Origin of the sequence: Roseateles flavus, assembly GCF_039872765.1 — a bacterium.
GTDB classification, from domain to species: domain Bacteria; phylum Pseudomonadota; class Gammaproteobacteria; order Burkholderiales; family Burkholderiaceae_C; genus Roseateles_B; species Roseateles_B flavus.
The window spans coordinates 951,044-968,147 of record NZ_JBDPZC010000001.1; the positions used below are offsets into that span (position 1 = coordinate 951,044).

Consider the following 17,104-nt stretch of genomic DNA (forward strand, 5'->3'; position numbering starts at 1 on the left):
CAAGACCCGGCATGGATTTCCCGCGCGATTCGGAGTTCCCCGCGGACCTCAGCCCCCTGGCCTGGGTGCAGGAGGAATTGCGCCGCTCCCTGGAGTCCGTGCACAAGACCCTGCGTCGTGTGCTGCGTGACAACGAAAGCCGCAGCACCCTGATGCTGGGTGGCGAGCCTCAGGGCCCGCACCAGCTGATCGAGGCCACGGCCGCCCAGCTGCACCAGCTGGTGGGTGTGGTGTCCGTGGTTGGTCTGCCGGCCGGTGCCAAGCTGCTGGGTGCCAGCGAGCGTGCGCTGCGTCATCTGGCCAGCAGCCCCCAGAACCTGGACAACCATGCCGTGGAGGCCTTCGAGCGCGCGCACTTTGCGCTGCTCTCGCTGATCACCCGCATGCTGGCCGGCAATGCCGTGTCCACCCTGGCGCTGTTCCCGGCCTACCGCGAGCTTTCCGAGCTGGCGCAGGCCGAGCGTGTGCACCCGGCCGACCTGTGGCACCACGAATGGACCTGGCGCGAGGTCTCGACCTTCCCGCCGGTCTCCGGGCTGCGCCCGGATGCCGTCCGCAACGTCTTCGAATCCGCCCTGCTCAAGCAGATGCGCGCGCCGGCGCCCAGCCATGCGCGCCTGCTCAGCGAGCTCTGCGCCGGTCTGGGCGCTTCCGCCCCCGACCTCCAGTCCCGCACCTTGTGGCGCCTGGCCTCGGCCCAGTTCGAGGCCCAGGCTCAGGGCCTGCTGCAGACCGACAACTACGCCAAGCGCCTGGGCTCGCGCCTGCTGTCCCAGCTGCGCGCCGGCAGCGGCGGCGAGGTGAGCGTGTCCGACCGTCTGGGTCAGGATCTGCTCTTCTTCTGCGCACAGGCGCGCAACCCCGCACAGTCCAGCCAGGCACCGCGCCTGCACGCGGTGCGTGCGGCCTATCACCTGGAGTCCGCGGCCTCGGGCGACTACGAGGACCAGAGTCTCGGTCGCATCGACCCGAACTGGGTGGCGCAGGCCAAGCGCCGCGTGCATGCCGCCAAGGAGGGCTGGTCCGCGGCCGCCGAGGGTGAATCGCACCGCCTGGGCAGCCTCAGCGAGCAGTTCACGGCGCTGTCCGAATCCCTGGCCCAGCTCTTCCCCGAAGGCGCCGTGCTGGGCGAGGTGCTGCAGCGGGCCGTCGTGGCCACCCTGCGCTCGAACCAGCCGCCGGCACCGCATCTGGCCATGGAAGTGGCCACCGCCATCCTCTACATCGAAGCTGCGCTGGAAGACGCCGCCTTCGATCAGCCCGAGCAGGCCGAGCGCGTGCGCGTGCTGGCCCGCCGCATTTCCGCGGTGGCCCGTGGCGAGGCGCCCGAAGAGCTCGAGGCCTGGATGGAGGACCTCTACCGCCGGGTCTCCGATCGGCAGACCCTGGGCAGCGTGGTCCATGAGCTGCGCGCCAGCCTGACCGAGATCGAGCGCCAGATCGACGAATACTTCCGCGACCCGGCCAAGCGCGAGGTGCTGATCCCCGTGCCCAACCAGCTGCAGAGCATGCGTGGCGTGCTGAGCGTGCTGGGCATGGACCAGGCCGCGCTGGCCTGCGTGCGCATGCGTGACGAGATCGACTCCCTCGCCAACACCGAGGTCGATCCCACCCTGCCGGGCCCACAGGAGATCTTCGATCGCCTGGCCAACAATCTGGGCGCCCTGGGCTTCCTCATCGACATGCTCAGCGTCCAGCCGCAGCTGGCCAAGCGCATGTTCCATTTCGACGAGGCTACGGGCAGCCTGAACTCCGAGGTCCGTCGCCAGAAGGCAGCGCCGGTCTCGGTGCCGAATTCCGCCGACCTGCTGAGCCAGGTCCAGGCCGCCGCCGCGGCCGTCGCGGCCGGCGAGATCCCGGCCGAGGACCTCGCCCGCAGCCTGGAGCGCATCGCCCTGCAGGCCCGCGCTGCCGACGAGGTCTCCGTGGCCGAAGCCGCGCAGTCCGCCAAGCAGATGCTGGACGCCGCCCGCCCTGAGGCCACCGGCGGTGCCGAGGCGCCCGCGAGTGCGGCTGAGGCCGTGGAGGCCCGCGCCCAGGCGGCGCAGTCCCTCAACGAGCTGGTGGCTGCCCGCACGCCTGTCGTGCCCGAGCTGCCGCCGGTGAGCGCCCCCATTCCCGAAGACCCGGCCGCCCTGGACCAGGAAATGCTGGAGATCTTCCTGGCCGAGGCCGAGGAAGTCTGCCAGACCGCCCGCGAGGCCCTGCAGGCCCTGGGCGAGCAGAGCCAGAACCTCGAGCACATGACCACGGTGCGCCGTGCCTTCCATACGCTCAAGGGCAGCTCGCGCATGGTCGGGCTGAACGAGTTCGGCGAAGCCGGCTGGGCCTGCGAGCAGCTCTACAACGCCCGCCTGTCCGAGCAGGCCGGTGCCGATCGCGCGCTGCTGGAGTTCACGCACCAGGCCCTGGACTATTTCGACGCCTGGGTGTCCGACATCGCCGACCAGCGCTTCGGCCGCCATAGCGCAGCGCCGCTGCGCCTGAGTGCCGATTCCCTGCGCCTGCGCGGCGAGTTCCTGCCGATCAGCAGCGCCAGTGCCGAGGCTGCCGAGCTCGAGCTGGTGGTGCCCGCCGAGCTGCCGACGGCCTTCGAGGTGACCGAGGTCAACGCCGAGCTGGTGCCGGAGCCCGAGCTGCTGCCGGAGCTGTCGCTGGATGCCCTCGAGCCGGCTGCCGAAGCGCCGCTGGAGATGGCTGCGCCGCTGGAAGCTGCGCCCGCGCTGTCCCTGGACCTGCCCGCGTCCGAGCCGCTGGAGCTGCCCGATGCGATGGAAGTGCCGATGGAGCTGCCCGAGCTGGGCGAGGCCCTGTCGCTGGATGCGCTGCCCGAGCTGGGCGAGGTCATCGAGATGCCGGTGCTCAGCGAGGAGGCCCTGCCAGGTGCCGTGCCCGAGCTGTCGCTGGATGCAGCCCTGCCGGACGCCTCCGGCCCCGCCGAACCCGAGCCCCTGGCCACCGAGCCCATGCCGCTCGAGGCGGCCCTGCCCACGCCCCCGGAAGTCCTGGAGCCCCTGGCCCTGAACCTGGATCTGCCCGCCGCCGAGTTCAGCACGGACGCCGCGCCTGAAGACGAGGTCGACAGCACCCTGCGCCTGGGTACCGAGGACCTGCCCTCGGCCACCGGCCTGGACGAGCCCCTGCTGCATCTGGATCTGGAAGTGCCGCTGGACACCCTGGAGCCGGCCGCCGCGGTCGAGCCCTCGCTGGACCTGGTGCTGATGGAAGACCTGGGCGAAGTGGCCCTGCCCGAGCCCGAGCTGCAGACCCTCAGCCCCGACGAAACGCCCACGCTGGCTTTGCCGGTGGCCGAGCCGCAGGCCTTCAGCGACGAAGCCCTGCCGGCCTTCGAGCTGCCCCTTGCCGAGGCCACCGAGTTGGCTGCCGAGCCCCTGCAGGCGGCCGAGGACGCCGCCCTGCCCACGCCCGACATCGAAGTGCTGGAAATGCCCGCCCTGCTCGATGCGGGCGAGGCGGTGGCGCTGGCCGCGCCGGAAGTGCCGGAGGCCTCGCCGCTTGAGGTGCCGGTCGAGTTGCCACCTGAGCTGCCACCTGAGCTGCCGGTCGAACTGCCTCTGGAAATTCCCGAGGAGCTGCCGGCCACGCCTCAGCTCACTTTGGTCAGCGACCAGGGCCAGTCCCTGGCCGCCGAGGATCTCGCGGCCGAGGAGGCCGGTGACGCGCAGAGCGACGACGAAAGCGTCAAGGTCATTGGTCCGTTGCGCATCAGCATCAGCCTGTTCAACATCTTCCTGAACGAGGCGGACGAGCTGTCGCGCCGCCTGGGCACCGAGTTGTCGGAGTGGTCGCTGCAGCTGAGCGACACCGTGCCGGCCGCCTGCGAAGCCCTGGCCCACAAGCTGGCCGGCAATGCGGCCACGGTCGGCTACGAGGAGCTCTCGGACCTGGCCCGTGCCCTGGAACATGCGCTGGAGCGCGCCGCCCTGGCTGGCCGCTACACCGAGACGGACGCCGAGACCTTTGTGCGCGCCGCCGAGGACATCCGCCGCCTGCTGCACCAGTTCGCCGCCGGTTTCCTGAAGCCGGTGGAGCCGGGCCTGATCGAGGCCCTGCAGGCCTACGAGCCCCTGGACCGCCGCGATCCGCTGGCCGACGCCACGGACAGCGACTACGACCAGCTCGCCGCCATGGTCTCGACCGAGGAGCTGCAGGCCGATGCGGCCGAGCTGTCGGCCGAGGCGCTGCCGGCCCTGGATGAGCTGCCCGCCGAGCTGCCCGCGGCCCCGGCTCCCGCGCTGGCCGCCGCGCCTGCCGCCGAGGAATTCCCGGTGGGCGAGGTCGATCACATCGACGACGAGCTCTTCCCCATCTTCGAGGAAGAGGCCGACGACCTGCTGCGCAGCCTGCATGCCGCCATGCGCGAATGGCAGGCCGCCCCGGGCGACCCCAGCCGCGCCGCGGCCTGCATGCGTCATCTGCACACCTTCAAGGGCGGTGCGCGGCTGGCCGGTGCCATGCAGCTGGGCGAGCTGGCCCACCAGCTGGAATCGTCCATCGAACGCGTGCTCGCCGATGCCGGCCTCGATGGCGGCAGCGTGATGGCCCTGCAGGACGATGCCGACGGGCTGGAAGCCGCCTTCGAGCGCCTGCGTGAACGCCTCAAGGGCGGCGGCGCGGCCCCGATGCCGGCGCCCGCTCCCGCTTCCGTTCCCGTGATGGCCGCTGCTCCGGCCGTGCCCGCGGCGCCTGTTCCCCCGGTGCCCATGCCCGAGGCGCTGCGCCCCAGCGAGGCCGTAGAAGCGGTCGAAGCGGTCGAGGTTCCGCTTGCCGAGACCGTCACCGATCGCCTCGACAGCCTGGCCCCCGCCGAAAGCCCAGACCAGGCGCCGGCCGATGCCCTGGCCGTCGACGCCCTGGCGCCGGAACTGGCCGAGCCCGCCCTCCCGAGCGAGCTGGTTCCCGCCGCTGACACTCTGCTGCCCGAGGCCGCCGCCGAAGCGCTGCCCGCGGTCGAGCCCCTGTCCGAGGAGCTGCTCTCCGCCTTTGGCGAGCTGCCGCCGGTGGTGGCAGCGCCGGCCCCCGCGCCGGTGGTCAGCAAGCCCATCGAATGGGCGCAGTTCGCCGCCGGCAAGGAACTGGAATCCGACAGCGCCATGCTGTCCCAGGCCCAGTCCGTGGTGCGCGTGCGCGGCCCGGTGCTGGAGCGCATGGCCACGCAGGCCGGTGAAGTCTCGATCCGCCGCGCCCGCCTGGAAGGCGAACTCGGTGCGATGAAGACTGCCCTGGTCGACCTGGAGGACAACCTGGAGCGTCTGCGCGCCCAGCTCCGCGAGCTGGAAGTGCAGGCCGAAGCCCAGATGGGCTCCAGCCGCGAGGTGGCCAAGCAGCTGGGCCGTGACTTCGACCCGCTGGAATTCGACCGCTACACCCGCTTCCAGGAACTGACCCGCATGATGGCCGAGTCGGTGAACGACGTGGCCACGGTGCAGCGAAGCCTGCTGCGCAATGTGCAGCTGGGTGAAGATGAACTGGCCGGCCAGTCGCGACTGACCCGCGAGCTGCAGGACGACCTGCTGCGCACCCGGATGGTGGAGTTCGAGTCCCTCGCGGAGCGTATGCACCGCGTGGTGCGCCAGGCTTCCCGCGAGGTGGGCAAGCAGGTGCAGCTGGAGATCTCCGGCGGCCATGTGGAACTGGACCGTTCCGTGCTGGAGCGCCTGATCGGCGCCTTCGAGCATCTGCTGCGCAACAGCGTGATCCACGGCATCGAGTCGCCCGAGAAGCGCGAAGCCGCAGGCAAGCCCGCCGTCGGCCACATCCATGTGATGCTGGCCCAGGAAGGCAACGAGGTCGTGCTGCGCTTCACCGACGACGGCGCTGGCCTCAACCTGCCCCGCATCCGCGAGCGTGGCGTGAGCCAGGGCCTGATCAAGCCGGACGCCCAGCTCACCGACGAGCAGCTGATGGGCCTGATCTTCGCCCCCGGCTTCTCGACCGCCCACGAGGTCACCGAGCTGGCCGGCCGTGGCGTGGGCATGGACGTGGTCCGATCCGAGGTCAACACCCTGGGCGGCTATGTCGAGACCCAGAGCCGCGAAGGCATGGGCACCAGCTTTGCGCTGCGCGTGCCCCTGACCACCGCGCTGACCCAGGTCGTGCAGCTGCGTTGCGGCGAGCTGATCGTGGCCGTGCCGGCCAACCTCATCGACTCCGTGCTGCGCCTGCCGCCGCCCCAGGTCGAGAAGGGCTATGAAGACGGCGAACTGCGCCTGGGCGAGATGACCGTGCCCATGTACTGGCTGGGCGGCCTGCTGCAGGCCGGCGAGCGCGGGCACATCCATGGCCGCACCGCCTCGGTGGTGCTGGTGCGCAGCGCCCACCAGCGCGTCGCGCTGCACGTGGACGAAGTGATCGGCAACCAGGAAGTCGTGGTCAAGAACCTCGGCCCGCAGCTGATCCACGTGCCGGGTCTGGCCGGCATCAGCCTGCTGGCCTCGGGCGACGTGGCCCTGATCTACAACCCGGTGGCCTTGGCCAACGTCTACGGCGAGCATGCGCAGGCCCTGGTCCGCGCGGATGCTGCCGCCCTGGCGGCCCAGGCCTCGGTGGTGGTCGAGGAGAAGCTGCCGCCGCTGGTGCTGGTGGTCGACGACTCCCTGACTGTGCGCCGCGTCACCCAGCGCCTGCTGGAGCGCGAAGGCTATCGCGTCAAGCTGGCCAAGGACGGCCTGGATGCCATGGAGCAGCTGGCCGCGGACGAACTGCCCGGCGTGGTGCTCTCCGACATCGAGATGCCGCGCATGGACGGCTTCGACCTGGTCCGCAATCTTCGCGCCGATCCGCGCCTCAAGGCCTTGCCGGTGATCATGATCACCTCGCGGATTGCGCAGAAGCATCGTGACTATGCGCACGAATTGGGAGTCGACGACTATCTGGGCAAGCCCTATGACGAGGATCTGCTGCTGAGCCTCATTGCTCGCTACACTGCCGAGGAAAATGCGGCCGCCTGATACCAGGCTGCCCTTGACCTCAAGTTCCTCGTTTCCTGAAGGCCTCCGGGCCCGGAGCGTCCTGACAGGCCGTCATGTCCGAAGTCGTTGAGCATCTGGCAGAGTTGACCGGGTTCCGGGACCGGGACGTCATGGACGTCACCCTGGTCTCGGCCCTGCGCGACCTGCTGGAGCCGGTCTCCGTGGCCATCTACCGCTGTGTCGGCGAGCCCGGTCAGCAGCGCTGGCTGACGCGGGCCCGCCTGGCCGCCGACGACGCCGTGGCCACCGCCGATTCCCTCTGGACCGAGCCCGGCCGCCTGCCTCTGCTGGAGGCCTTCCCGCAGCGCCATCTGTGCCTGGACAGCCGCACCATCCTGCAGAGCGAGCTGGACGACGGCCACCACGAGACGCTCTTCCCGCTGCAGACCGACCGCGAGGTCATCGGCGTGCTGGAGGTGCGCTCCCTGGAGCTGCTGACGCCGTCGGAGCAGCGCACGGTGGGCAGCATCCTGCGCATCTATCACAACTTCCAAGGCCTGCTGGACTACAGCGAGCGCGACACCCTCACCGGCCTGCTCAACCGCAAGACCTTCGACGAGAGCTTCCTGAAGGCTGTCAGCGAGCTGCCCCTAAGTCCCAGCAGCGTGCAGGCCGAGGATGGCCGTCGCCATGAGCCCGCCCATCCGCACTGGTGGCTGGGCGTCATCGACATCGACCACTTCAAGCAGGTCAACGACCGATTTGGTCACCTGATCGGCGACGAAGTCCTGCTGCTGCTGTCTCGCCTCATGCGCAACAGCTTCCGTTTCAATGACCTGCTCTATCGCTTCGGCGGCGAGGAGTTCGTGGTGCTGATGCGCTGTGCCGACGAGCCCGATGCCGCCCACGCCTTCGAGCGCCTGCGCCACAACACCGAGGCCTACAGCTTCCCGCAGATCGGTCACATCACCGTCAGCGTCGGCTTCACCGAGGTCCGTGGGGGCGACACCCCCGCCAGCGCCTTCGAGCGGGCCGACAAGGCCGTCTATCACGCCAAGTCCCACGGCCGCAACCAGGTCCACAGCCATGCGGAGCTGGTCCGCGTGGGCGAGATGAAGGAACAGGAACAGCACAGCGACATCGAGCTGTTCTGAGCCTGCGGGAGGGCCTCCCGGGCCTTCCCGGCCTTTGTGCGACATCCTTTGCGGCCGGCCTCCTCGAGGCGGGCTGACGTCCCCCCCAAGCTCGCCTGCAGGCCCTGGATGCCGCCTGAACTCGGCCTGATTCCACGCCGCGAGCCGCTTCAAGCCCCATGACCTTCGGCGCTGCGGCGCGCCCGCTGTCAAGCTGGCGGACCGATGGGTGGCCGGTGTCTGGGCCGCCGCGGCAGGGAGTTGGAGCATGAGCGTGCGGGCATTGAAACCGGGAATTCGGCGGCTGCTGGTCGGTGTGTCGGTCGTGGCGGCCCTGCTGGGCGCCTGGGGCGCGCAGGCCTGGCATCCGGAATCACGCCATCCGGCGGCGGCCGAGGCGCAGGCCGCCGGCGCTTCGGCGGTGGGCCTGGGGCGGGCGGATGCCGCCGTGCTGCCGGGTGTCCAGACCCTGGACTTCGACTGGACGGACGCCAGCCGCGGCCGCGCCGTGCCCGTGCGGCTCTACTGGCCGGAGTCCGCCTCGGCGGGAACGCCCGTCCCGCTGGTGGTCTTCTCGCACGGCATCGGCGGCTCGCGCCGGGGCTACAGCTATCTGGGCGCCTTCTGGGCCTCGCAGGGCATCGCCGCCCTGCATGTGCAGCATGTGGGCTCGGACCGCAGCCTGTGGTCGGGCAACCCGCTGCAGCTGGTCGGGCGCCTGCAGGGCGCGGCACAGGAAGCCGAGGCGCAGAACCGGGTGCGGGACGTCCGCTTCGCGCTGAACCAGGTCCTGGCCGGCTCCCATGGAGCGCAGATCCGCCGGGACGCCATCATCGCGGCCGGTCATTCCTACGGCGCCAACACCACCTTGCTGCTGGCCGGCGCCCAGGTGCAGCGCCAGGGCCAGGTGCTGGACCTGGCGGAGCCGCGGCTGCGCGCCGCCATCGTGATCTCGGCGCCGCCCTTCTATGGCGAGCCCGACCCGCAGCGCATCCTGGCCGGCGTGCGCATTCCCACGCTGCATGTCACGGCCACCGAGGACGTCATCCGCATCCCCGGCTACTACTCGCCAGCCAGTGACCGCCTGCAGGTCTTCGAGGCCACCGGCGGGCCGTCCAAGGCCCTGGCCGTCTTCAAGGGGGGCTCGCACAGCATCTTCACTGACCGCAGCGGCACGGGCGGCGTCGAGCTCAACCCGCGGGTCAAGGCGGCCACGCGCGAGCTGACCCTGGCCTTCGTGCGCGAGGTGCTGGAGGGGGACGCCCGTGAGCTGCAGGCCTGGCCGCAGCGCCATGCCGCGCTGCTGAACCGCTTCCAGCCGTCCTCGCTGCCCTGAACCCGCTCAGGCCTCCGGCAGCGCGCGCGACTTGACCACGGCGTAGCGCGCGAGGGTCGTGGCCCGGGCTTCGTCATGGCGCACCACGGGCGCCGGGTAGTCGCGCCCGAGCACCACGCCCGCGGCCTGCAGGGCCAGGGGCGGCGCCTCCCATGGGGCATGGCGCAGCGCCGGGGGCAGGGCGGCCAGCTCGGGCACATAGCGTTCGATGAAGCGGGCCTCGGGGTCGAACTTTTCGCTCTGGCTGACCGGGTTGAAGATGCGGAAGTAGGGCTGGGCATCGCAGCCGCTGGAGGCCGCCCACTGCCAGCCGCCGTTGTTGGCCGCAAGGTCGAAGTCCAGCAGCTGCCGGGCGAAGTAGGCCTCGCCGCGGCGCCAGTCGATGCCCAGATCCTTCACGAGGAAGCTGGCCGTGACCATGCGCAGGCGGTTGTGCATGTAGCCCGTCTCGTTGAGCTGGCGCATGGCGGCGTCGACCAGCGGGTAGCCCGTCCGGCCTTCGCACCAGGCCACGAAGTGCGCCTCGGCCTCCGGGCCGCTGGCCCATTCGATGCGGTCGTACTCGGGTCGGAAGGCCTGCGTCACGACCTGGGGATGGTGGTGCAGCACCTGGTGGTAGAAGTCCCGCCAGATCAGCTCGGAGAGCCACACGCCCGCGCCCGCATCGCCCGCCTGCGCCCGTGTCCAGGCCTCGCGGGCCAGGCGGCGGATGGAGACCGTGCCGAAGCGCAGGTGCACGCTGAGGTAGCTGGGGCCCTTGACGGCGGGGAAGTCGCGCTGCCGGTCGTAGCGGTCCATGCGGCCCAGGAAGTCCTGGAACAGGGATTCGGCGCGCGCGCTGCCGCCGCTGAGCAGGGGCGGCAGCTCCAGGGGCTCGAAGCCGATGCTGGCCAGGCTGGGAACGCCGCGCGCCGGGCAGGGCGCCAAGGCTGCGGCGTAGCGGCTGACCGGATAGCTGGAGAGGAAGAAGGGCGTGAGCTGGCGCAGCCAGGCGTTCTTGTAGGGCGTGAACACGCCATAAGGTTTGCCCTGGCCGGTCAGCACCTCGCTGCGCTCGAAGACGACGTGGTCCTTGAAGCTCAGGAACGCTCGGCGCTGCCGGGCCAGGGCCTGGCTGACCTGGGCGTCACGGGCCAGGGCGGCGGGCTCGTCGTCATGGTTGCAGTAGACGGCGTCCACCCCCAGCTCGGCGGCCAGGCGCGGGATCTCGTCGCGTGCGATGCCATGGCGCACCACCAGCCCGGCGCCCGGCTGCAGGGCGGCCAGCGCATGGTCCAGGGCTTCCAGGGACTGCAGGATGAAGGCCACGCGGCGGTCGCGGCGGGGCAGGGCGTCCAGGATCTCGGTGTCCAGCACGAAGACGCAGACCACCTGGCGGCTGTTCTTCAGGGCGTGGTAGAGGGCGGCGTGGTCCTCGGCGCGCAGGTCGCGACGGAACCAGACCAGGGATTTGTCGTGTCGCATGGGCCCGGAGTGTCCGCGATCGGAAGGCGGCCGAACAGCCAGCCCTTAAAATGCCCCCATGTCCAAGGACCGCATCGACCTGACCAACCAGTTCCTCATCGCCATGCCCGGCATGGCCGACGATGCCTTCGCGGGCTCCGTGGTCTACATGTGCGAGCACAACGAGAAGGGCGCGCTGGGCCTGGTGATCAACAAGCCCATCTCCCTGACCGTGGGCCATCTCTTCGAGAAGGTCGAGCTGGCCCTGCCCGATGAAGACCTGGCCGGCCGCCCCGTGTTCTACGGCGGCCCGGTGCAGACCGAGCGCGGCTTCGTGCTGCACGAGCGCCTGGACGAGCAGGGCGGCCACTACAACGCCACCCTGGCCATCCCCGGCGGCCTGGAGATGACCACCAGCCGCGACGTGCTGGAGGCCCTTAGCCACGGCGCCGGCCCGCGCAAGCTCCTCGTGACCCTGGGCTACAGCGGCTGGGCCGCCGGCCAGCTGGAGGAAGAGATCGGCCGCAACGGCTGGCTCACCGTGGACGCCACGCCGGAGATCATCTTCGAGACCCCCGTCGAGCAGCGCTACGAGCGGGCCCTGGGCCTGCTGGGCATCGACCCGCGCATGCTGAGCACGGAGGCGGGGCACGCATGAGCGCCGACCGCTCCTCCTCCTCCTCCTCGAACGCCGCCCCCGCGCCCAGCGCCTCCACTGCCGCTTTTTCCGAACTTTCCCCGCCGGCCTCCCTGCTGGCCTTTGACTTCGGCACCCGCCGCATCGGCGTCGCCAAGGGCCATGTGATGCTCAAGCAGGCCGAACCCCTGCGCGCCATCACCGTCAGCGGCGAGGCCCGCTTCGAGGCCATCGCCCGGCTGCTCAAGGAATGGCAGCCCGACGCCCTGGTCATCGGCGTGCCCCGTCACCCCGATGGCGCCGAGCATGAGATGACCGTGGCCGCGCGCCGTTTCGGTCGCCAGCTCAAGAGCCGCTTCCGCCTGCACGTCTACGAGGTGGACGAGCGCTACACCAGCGTCGAGGCCGAGAGCCTGGGCGCCCGCGATGTGGACTCCACCTCGGCCGCCCTCATTCTTGAACAGTACTTCCGAGAGCATTCATGAGCACCTTACTCCTCGATGCCGAGGCCCTGTACGCCGACCTGCGCCAGGGCGTGCAGCGGCTGCTGGCCACCCGCCCACAAGGCGGGATCGCCCTGGTGGGCATCTGGTCCGGCGGGGCCTGGCTGGTCGAGCGCCTGGCCGCGGACCTGGCCCTGGATGCGCACGGCGTGATCTCCAGCTCCCTGCACCGCGACGACTTCGGCTCCAAGGGCATGAGTGCCAGCAGCGACCACACCCGCCTGCCCTTCGAGGTCAACGGCCGCCACATCGTGCTGGTCGATGACGTGCTCTACACCGGCCGCACCGTGCGCGCCGTGATCAACGAGCTCTTCGACTTCGGCCGCCCCGCCAGCGTGCAGCTGGCCGTGCTGGTGGACCGCGGCGGCCGCGAGCTCCCCATCGAGCCGGTCTTCTCGGCGGCCCGCGTCAACCTCGCCCCTGCCCAGCGCCTGCGCCTGGCCAAGGACGAAGGCGGCCGCTTCAGCTTTGATGTCAAAGGAGCCTGAGCCCCATGCTGTCCAAGCGCAATCCCCAGCTGAACACGCACGGCGAGCTGGTGCACCTGCTCTCCATCGAGGGCCTGCCCCAGGCCGTCATCCACCAGATCCTGGACACCGCCGGCACCTTCCTGTCGGTCAATGACCGCGAGGTCAAGAAGGTGCCCCTGCTGCGCGGCAAGTCGGTGTTCAACCTCTTCTTCGAGAACAGCACCCGCACCCGCACCACCTTCGAGATCGCCGCCAAGCGGCTCTCGGCGGACGTGATCAACCTCGACATCGCCCGCAGCTCCACCGCCAAGGGCGAGACCCTGCTGGACACCGTGGCCAACCTCTCGGCCATGCACGCCGACATGTTCGTGGTGCGCCACAGCGAGAGCGGCGCGCCCTACCTGATCGCCCAGCACTGCGCGCCGCATGTGCACGTGGTCAACGCCGGTGACGGCCGGCATGCCCACCCCACGCAGGGCCTGCTGGACATGTACACCATCCGTCACTACAAGAAGGACTTCCGCAACCTGACGGTGGCCATCGTCGGGGACATCGTGCACTCGCGCGTGGCCCGTTCCGACATCCATGCACTGAACATCCTCGGCGTGCCCGAGATCCGCGCCGTGGGCCCCAAGACCCTGGTGCCGGGGGACCTGCGCGAGATGGGCGTGCGCGTCTGCCACGACCTCGAATCGGGCATCAAGGACGCCGACGTCATCATCATGCTGCGCCTGCAGAACGAGCGCATGAACGGCGCCATGCTGCCCAGCACCGGCGAGTTCTTCAAGAGCTTCGGCCTCACGCCCGAGAAGCTGCAGCTGGCCAAGCCCGATGCCATCGTGATGCACCCCGGGCCCATCAACCGCGGGGTGGAGATCGCCTCCGAGGTGGCCGACGGCCAGCAGAGCGTGATCCTGCCCCAGGTCACCTTCGGCATCGCGGTGCGCATGGCCGTGATGAGCATCCTGGCCGGCAACTGAGCGGAGAACAGCAAGTGAAGATCCTGATCAAGAACGGCCGCCTGGTGGATGCGGCCTCGGGCCTGGACCGTGTGGGCGACCTGGCCATTGCCGCCGGTCGCATCGTGGCGCTGGGCGAGGTGCCGCCGGACTTCGACGCGCAGCGCGTGATCGACGCCACTGGCCTCGTCGTGGCCCCCGGTCTGGTGGACCTCTGCGCCCGCCTGCGCGAGCCCGGCCATGAGCACGAAGGCATGCTGGAGACCGAGCTGGCCGCGGCCGCCGCGGGCGGCATCACCAGCCTCGTCTGCCCGCCGGACACCGACCCGACGCTGGACGAGCCCGGCCTCGTCGAGATGCTCAAGTTCCGCGCCCGCAAGCTGAGCATGTGCCGGCTCTTCCCCCTGGGCGCGCTGACCCGCGGCCTCAAGGGCGAGCAGCTGACCGAGATGGCCGAGCTCACCGAGGCCGGCTGCGTGGGCTTCTCGCAGGCCGAGGTGCCCATCCGCAACACGCAGTTCCTGCAACGCGCCCTGCAGTACGCGGCCACCTACGACTACACCGTGTGGCTGCATCCCCTGGACCCCTGGCTCTCGGGCGGCGTGGCCGCCAGCGGCGCCGTGGCCACGCGCCTGGGCCTTTCCGGCCTGCCGGTGACGGCCGAGACCATCGCCCTGCACACCATCTTCGAGTTGATGCGCGCCACCGGCGCCCGCGTGCACCTGTGCCGCCTGTCCAGCGCGGCGGGCGTGGCGCTGCTGCGCGCCGCGAAGCAGGAAGGCCTGCCGGTGACGGCGGACGTGTCCATCAACTCCCTGTGCCTGACTGACGTCGACATCGGCTACTTCAACACCGCCATGCGCCTGACGCCGCCGCTGCGCCAGGGCCGTGACCGCGACGCCCTGCGCACCGCGCTGGCCGAGGGCACGATCGACGCGCTGGTTTCGGACCACATGCCCGTCAGCGCCGACGAGAAGAATGTGCCCTTCGCCGAGGCCACCCCCGGCGCCACCGGGCTGGAGCTGCTGCTGAGCGTAGCCCTCAAGTGGGCCGAGGACGAGGGCCTGCCCCTGGCCCGCGCGCTGGCCGTGGTCAGCAGCGAGCCGGTGCGGGTGCTGGGCAATGCCCTGGGCTCGCTGTCGGCCAGCGCAGGCCGCCTGGTGGAGGGCGGCGTGGCCGACCTCTGCCTCTTCGATGCTGGCGCCCGCTGGGCCGTGGAGCCGGCTCAGCTGCTGAGCCAGGGCACCCACACGCCCTTCGCCTTCGAGGTCAGCGGCTTCGAGCTGCCCGGCCGCGTGAAGGCCACCGTCGTGGCCGGCACCCTGGCCTACGAAGGCCGCTGAGGCCCGGTACGCGCGCATGCGAGGCCTGATCGGGATCTGGCGTCTGCTGAGGCTGACGCTGCACGTGCTGCACGGCCTGGCGCTGGTGAAGCTGCGCTTCGGTGCCTACACGCCGCAGCAGCGCCAGGCGCGCGTGCGCTGGTGGTCCGGCAAGATGCTGCGCCTGCTGGGCATCACGCTGGGCAGCCAGGGGCAGGCGCGCCCGGGCGCCAAGCTGCTGGTGTCCAACCACGTGTCCTGGCTGGACATCGCGGCCGTGCACGCCGTGATGCCCGAGGCCCGCTTCGTCTCCAAGGCCGACGTCAAGCACTGGCCCCTGATCGGCACCCTGGTGACGGCCGTGGGCTCGCTCTACATCGAGCGCGCTTCCAAGCGCGACGCCCTGCGCGTGGTGCACCAGTGCGCCGAGGCCCTGCGGGCGGGCGACACCATCGCCTTTTTCCCCGAGGGCACGACCGGCCCGGGCCCCGAGCTGCTGCCTTTCCACGGCAACCTGCTGCAGGCCGCCATCGCCACCGAGCTGCCGGTCCAGCCCCTGGTGCTGCGCTGGCAGGAGCCGGGGCAGCGCTTCAGCCGCAGCGCCCAGTTCATCGGCGACACGACCTTGCTGCAGAGCATCTGGCGCGTGGTCACCGCGCGCGGCCTGGCCATCGAGCTGCAGATTCTGCCCGCCCACGCTACCGCCCATGCCGACCGCCGGCTGCTGGCGGAGCATCTGCGCGAATTGATCGCCGCCAAGCTCTCCTGAGCGCGCGCGGGACTACCATCCGGGCATGAGCGCCCAAGCCTCCCAACTCCAGATCCGCCGTGTCGGCATCGATACCTGGCGCGAGAACGTCGCCTACCTGCACCGGGACTGCCCCGTGGTCCGCGCGGCGGGCTTCCAGGCCCTGTCCAAGGTCGAGATCCATGCCAATGGCTGCACCATCCAGGCCGTGCTGAACGTGGTCGACGACGAGCGCATCGTGAGCAGCTGCGAGCTGGGCGTCAGCGAGGAGGCCTTCACGCGGCTGGGCGTGGCCGAGGGCCACCAGGCCAGCATCGCGCATGCCGAGCCGCCGCATTCCATTGCCGCCCTGCACCGCAAGATCAATGGCGACCGCCTGGGGCGTGAGGACCTCATGGGCATCATCCGCGACATCGCCGAGGCCCGCTATTCCAAGATCGAGCTGGCGGCCTTCGTGGTTGCCACCAACCAGGTGGAGCTGGACCGCGAGGAGGTGCTTCACCTCACCGAGGCCATGATCGCCGTGGGCCGCCGCCTGGACTGGCGCGCGCAGGTCGGGTCCGGGCCGGTGGTGGACAAGCACTGCATCGGCGGCATCCCCGGCAACCGCACCTCCATGCTCGTGGTGCCCATCGTCGCGGCGCACGGCATGCTGTGCCCCAAGACCAGCTCGCGCGCCATCACCTCGCCCGCCGGCACGGCCGACACCATGGAGGTGCTGGCCAATGTGGAGCTGCCCTTCGACCGCATGGTCAGCATCGTGCGGGACACCCACGCCTGCCTGGCCTGGGGCGGCACGGCCGATCTCTCGCCGGCGGACGACATCCTCATCAGCGTCGAGCGGCCCCTGTCCATCGACTCCCCGGGGCAGATGGTCGCGTCCATCCTGTCCAAGAAGATCGCCGCCGGCTCCACGCACCTGGTGCTGGACATCCCGGTGGGTGACAGCGCCAAGGTGCGCTCCATGGCCGAGGCCCACCGGCTCAAGAAGCTCTTCGAGTTCGTCGCCAGCCATCTGCGCCTGGAGCTGGACGTGGTGATCAGCGACGGCCGCCAGCCCATCGGCCGCGGCATCGGCCCGGTGCTGGAGGCGCGCGACGTGATGCAAGTGCTGCGCGGCGACCCCGACGCGCCGCATGACCTGCGCCAGAAGGCGCTGCGCCTGGCCGGTCGCATGATCGAGTTCGATCCCGATGTGCGCGGCGGCCAGGGCTACCAGATCGCCCGGGACATCCTCGAGTCCGGCCGGGCCCTGGCCCAGATGGAGGCCATCATCGATGCCCAGGGACGCCGCGCCGAGCCACCGCCGCTGGGCGCCCTCAGCGCCGAGATCTGTGCGGCGCAGGACGGCGTCGTGCTGTCCCTGGACAATCTGCGGATTGCCCGCATCGCCCGTCTGGCCGGCGCACCCCAGGTGCCCGGTGCGGGCCTGGACCTGCTCAAGAAGCTGGGCGACACGGTGAAGGCCGGCGAGCCGCTCTACCGCATCCACGCCCAGTACCCCACCGACCTCCAGTTTGCCCGCGAGCTGGCCGACCGCGACAGCGGCTGCCGCCTGGGCAGTGCTGCGCACTGGACCGAGCTCTCGCATGCCGTGGGCTTTTTCTCCATCTGACGATCC

General features: G+C 70.6%; 11 protein-coding genes. 10 read left to right on the top strand and 1 reads right to left on the bottom strand.

Annotated features, from left to right (window positions below):
* Positions 1-11: 11 nt before the first annotated feature.
* The 3 genes from ABDJ40_RS04255 to ABDJ40_RS04265 all read left to right on the top strand — a co-directional run bounded on the left by ABDJ40_RS04255 (position 12) and on the right by ABDJ40_RS04265 (position 9,401).
* Positions 12-6,971, top strand: a complete 6,960-nt coding sequence (locus ABDJ40_RS04255; protein WP_347606479.1) for an Hpt domain-containing protein — start codon at positions 12-14, stop codon at positions 6,969-6,971.
* A gap of 74 nt (positions 6,972-7,045) precedes the next feature.
* Positions 7,046-8,086 (top strand): GGDEF domain-containing protein, encoded by a 1,041-nt coding sequence (locus tag ABDJ40_RS04260; RefSeq protein WP_347606482.1) that lies wholly within the window; start codon positions 7,046-7,048, stop codon positions 8,084-8,086.
* 262 nt (positions 8,087-8,348) lie between these two features.
* Entirely contained in the window at positions 8,349-9,401 is a 1,053-nt protein-coding gene (locus tag ABDJ40_RS04265; RefSeq protein ID WP_347606485.1) for an alpha/beta hydrolase family protein, read from the top strand.
* A 6-nt stretch (positions 9,402-9,407) separates the two neighbouring features.
* Here the strand turns inward: ABDJ40_RS04265 and ABDJ40_RS04270 are convergent, their stop codons facing one another.
* On the bottom strand, positions 9,408-10,865 hold the full coding sequence (locus ABDJ40_RS04270) for a cryptochrome/photolyase family protein (RefSeq protein WP_347606489.1): 1,458 nt from the start codon (positions 10,863-10,865) through the stop codon (positions 9,408-9,410).
* A 58-nt stretch (positions 10,866-10,923) separates the two neighbouring features.
* Between ABDJ40_RS04270 and ABDJ40_RS04275 the strand changes: the two genes are divergently transcribed.
* Genes ABDJ40_RS04275 through ABDJ40_RS04305 form a run of 7 tightly spaced genes read left to right on the top strand, consistent with a single transcriptional unit; the run spans position 10,924 to position 17,098 of the window.
* Positions 10,924-11,502, top strand: a complete 579-nt coding sequence (locus tag ABDJ40_RS04275; RefSeq protein WP_347606492.1) for a YqgE/AlgH family protein — start codon at positions 10,924-10,926, stop codon at positions 11,500-11,502.
* Entirely contained in the window at positions 11,499-11,966 is a 468-nt protein-coding gene (gene ruvX, locus ABDJ40_RS04280) for a Holliday junction resolvase RuvX (protein WP_347606495.1), read from the top strand. Before ABDJ40_RS04275 ends, ruvX begins: the two co-directional genes overlap by 4 nt.
* On the top strand, positions 11,963-12,472 hold the full coding sequence (gene pyrR, locus ABDJ40_RS04285; RefSeq protein ID WP_269631674.1) for a bifunctional pyr operon transcriptional regulator/uracil phosphoribosyltransferase PyrR: 510 nt from the start codon (positions 11,963-11,965) through the stop codon (positions 12,470-12,472). The genes ruvX and pyrR overlap by 4 nt, the downstream gene beginning before the upstream one ends.
* A gap of 5 nt (positions 12,473-12,477) precedes the next feature.
* Positions 12,478-13,434, top strand: coding sequence for an aspartate carbamoyltransferase catalytic subunit (locus tag ABDJ40_RS04290; protein ID WP_269631673.1), 957 nt, complete (start codon positions 12,478-12,480; stop codon positions 13,432-13,434).
* Positions 13,435-13,448: 14 nt separating this feature from the next.
* On the top strand, positions 13,449-14,756 hold the full coding sequence (locus tag ABDJ40_RS04295; RefSeq protein WP_269631672.1) for a dihydroorotase: 1,308 nt from the start codon (positions 13,449-13,451) through the stop codon (positions 14,754-14,756).
* A 16-nt stretch (positions 14,757-14,772) separates the two neighbouring features.
* Complete coding sequence (locus ABDJ40_RS04300; protein ID WP_347606500.1) at positions 14,773-15,504, top strand: lysophospholipid acyltransferase family protein; 732 nt, start codon at positions 14,773-14,775, stop codon at positions 15,502-15,504.
* A gap of 25 nt (positions 15,505-15,529) precedes the next feature.
* Entirely contained in the window at positions 15,530-17,098 is a 1,569-nt protein-coding gene (locus ABDJ40_RS04305) for a thymidine phosphorylase family protein (RefSeq protein ID WP_347606503.1), read from the top strand.
* Positions 17,099-17,104: the final 6 nt, after the last annotated feature.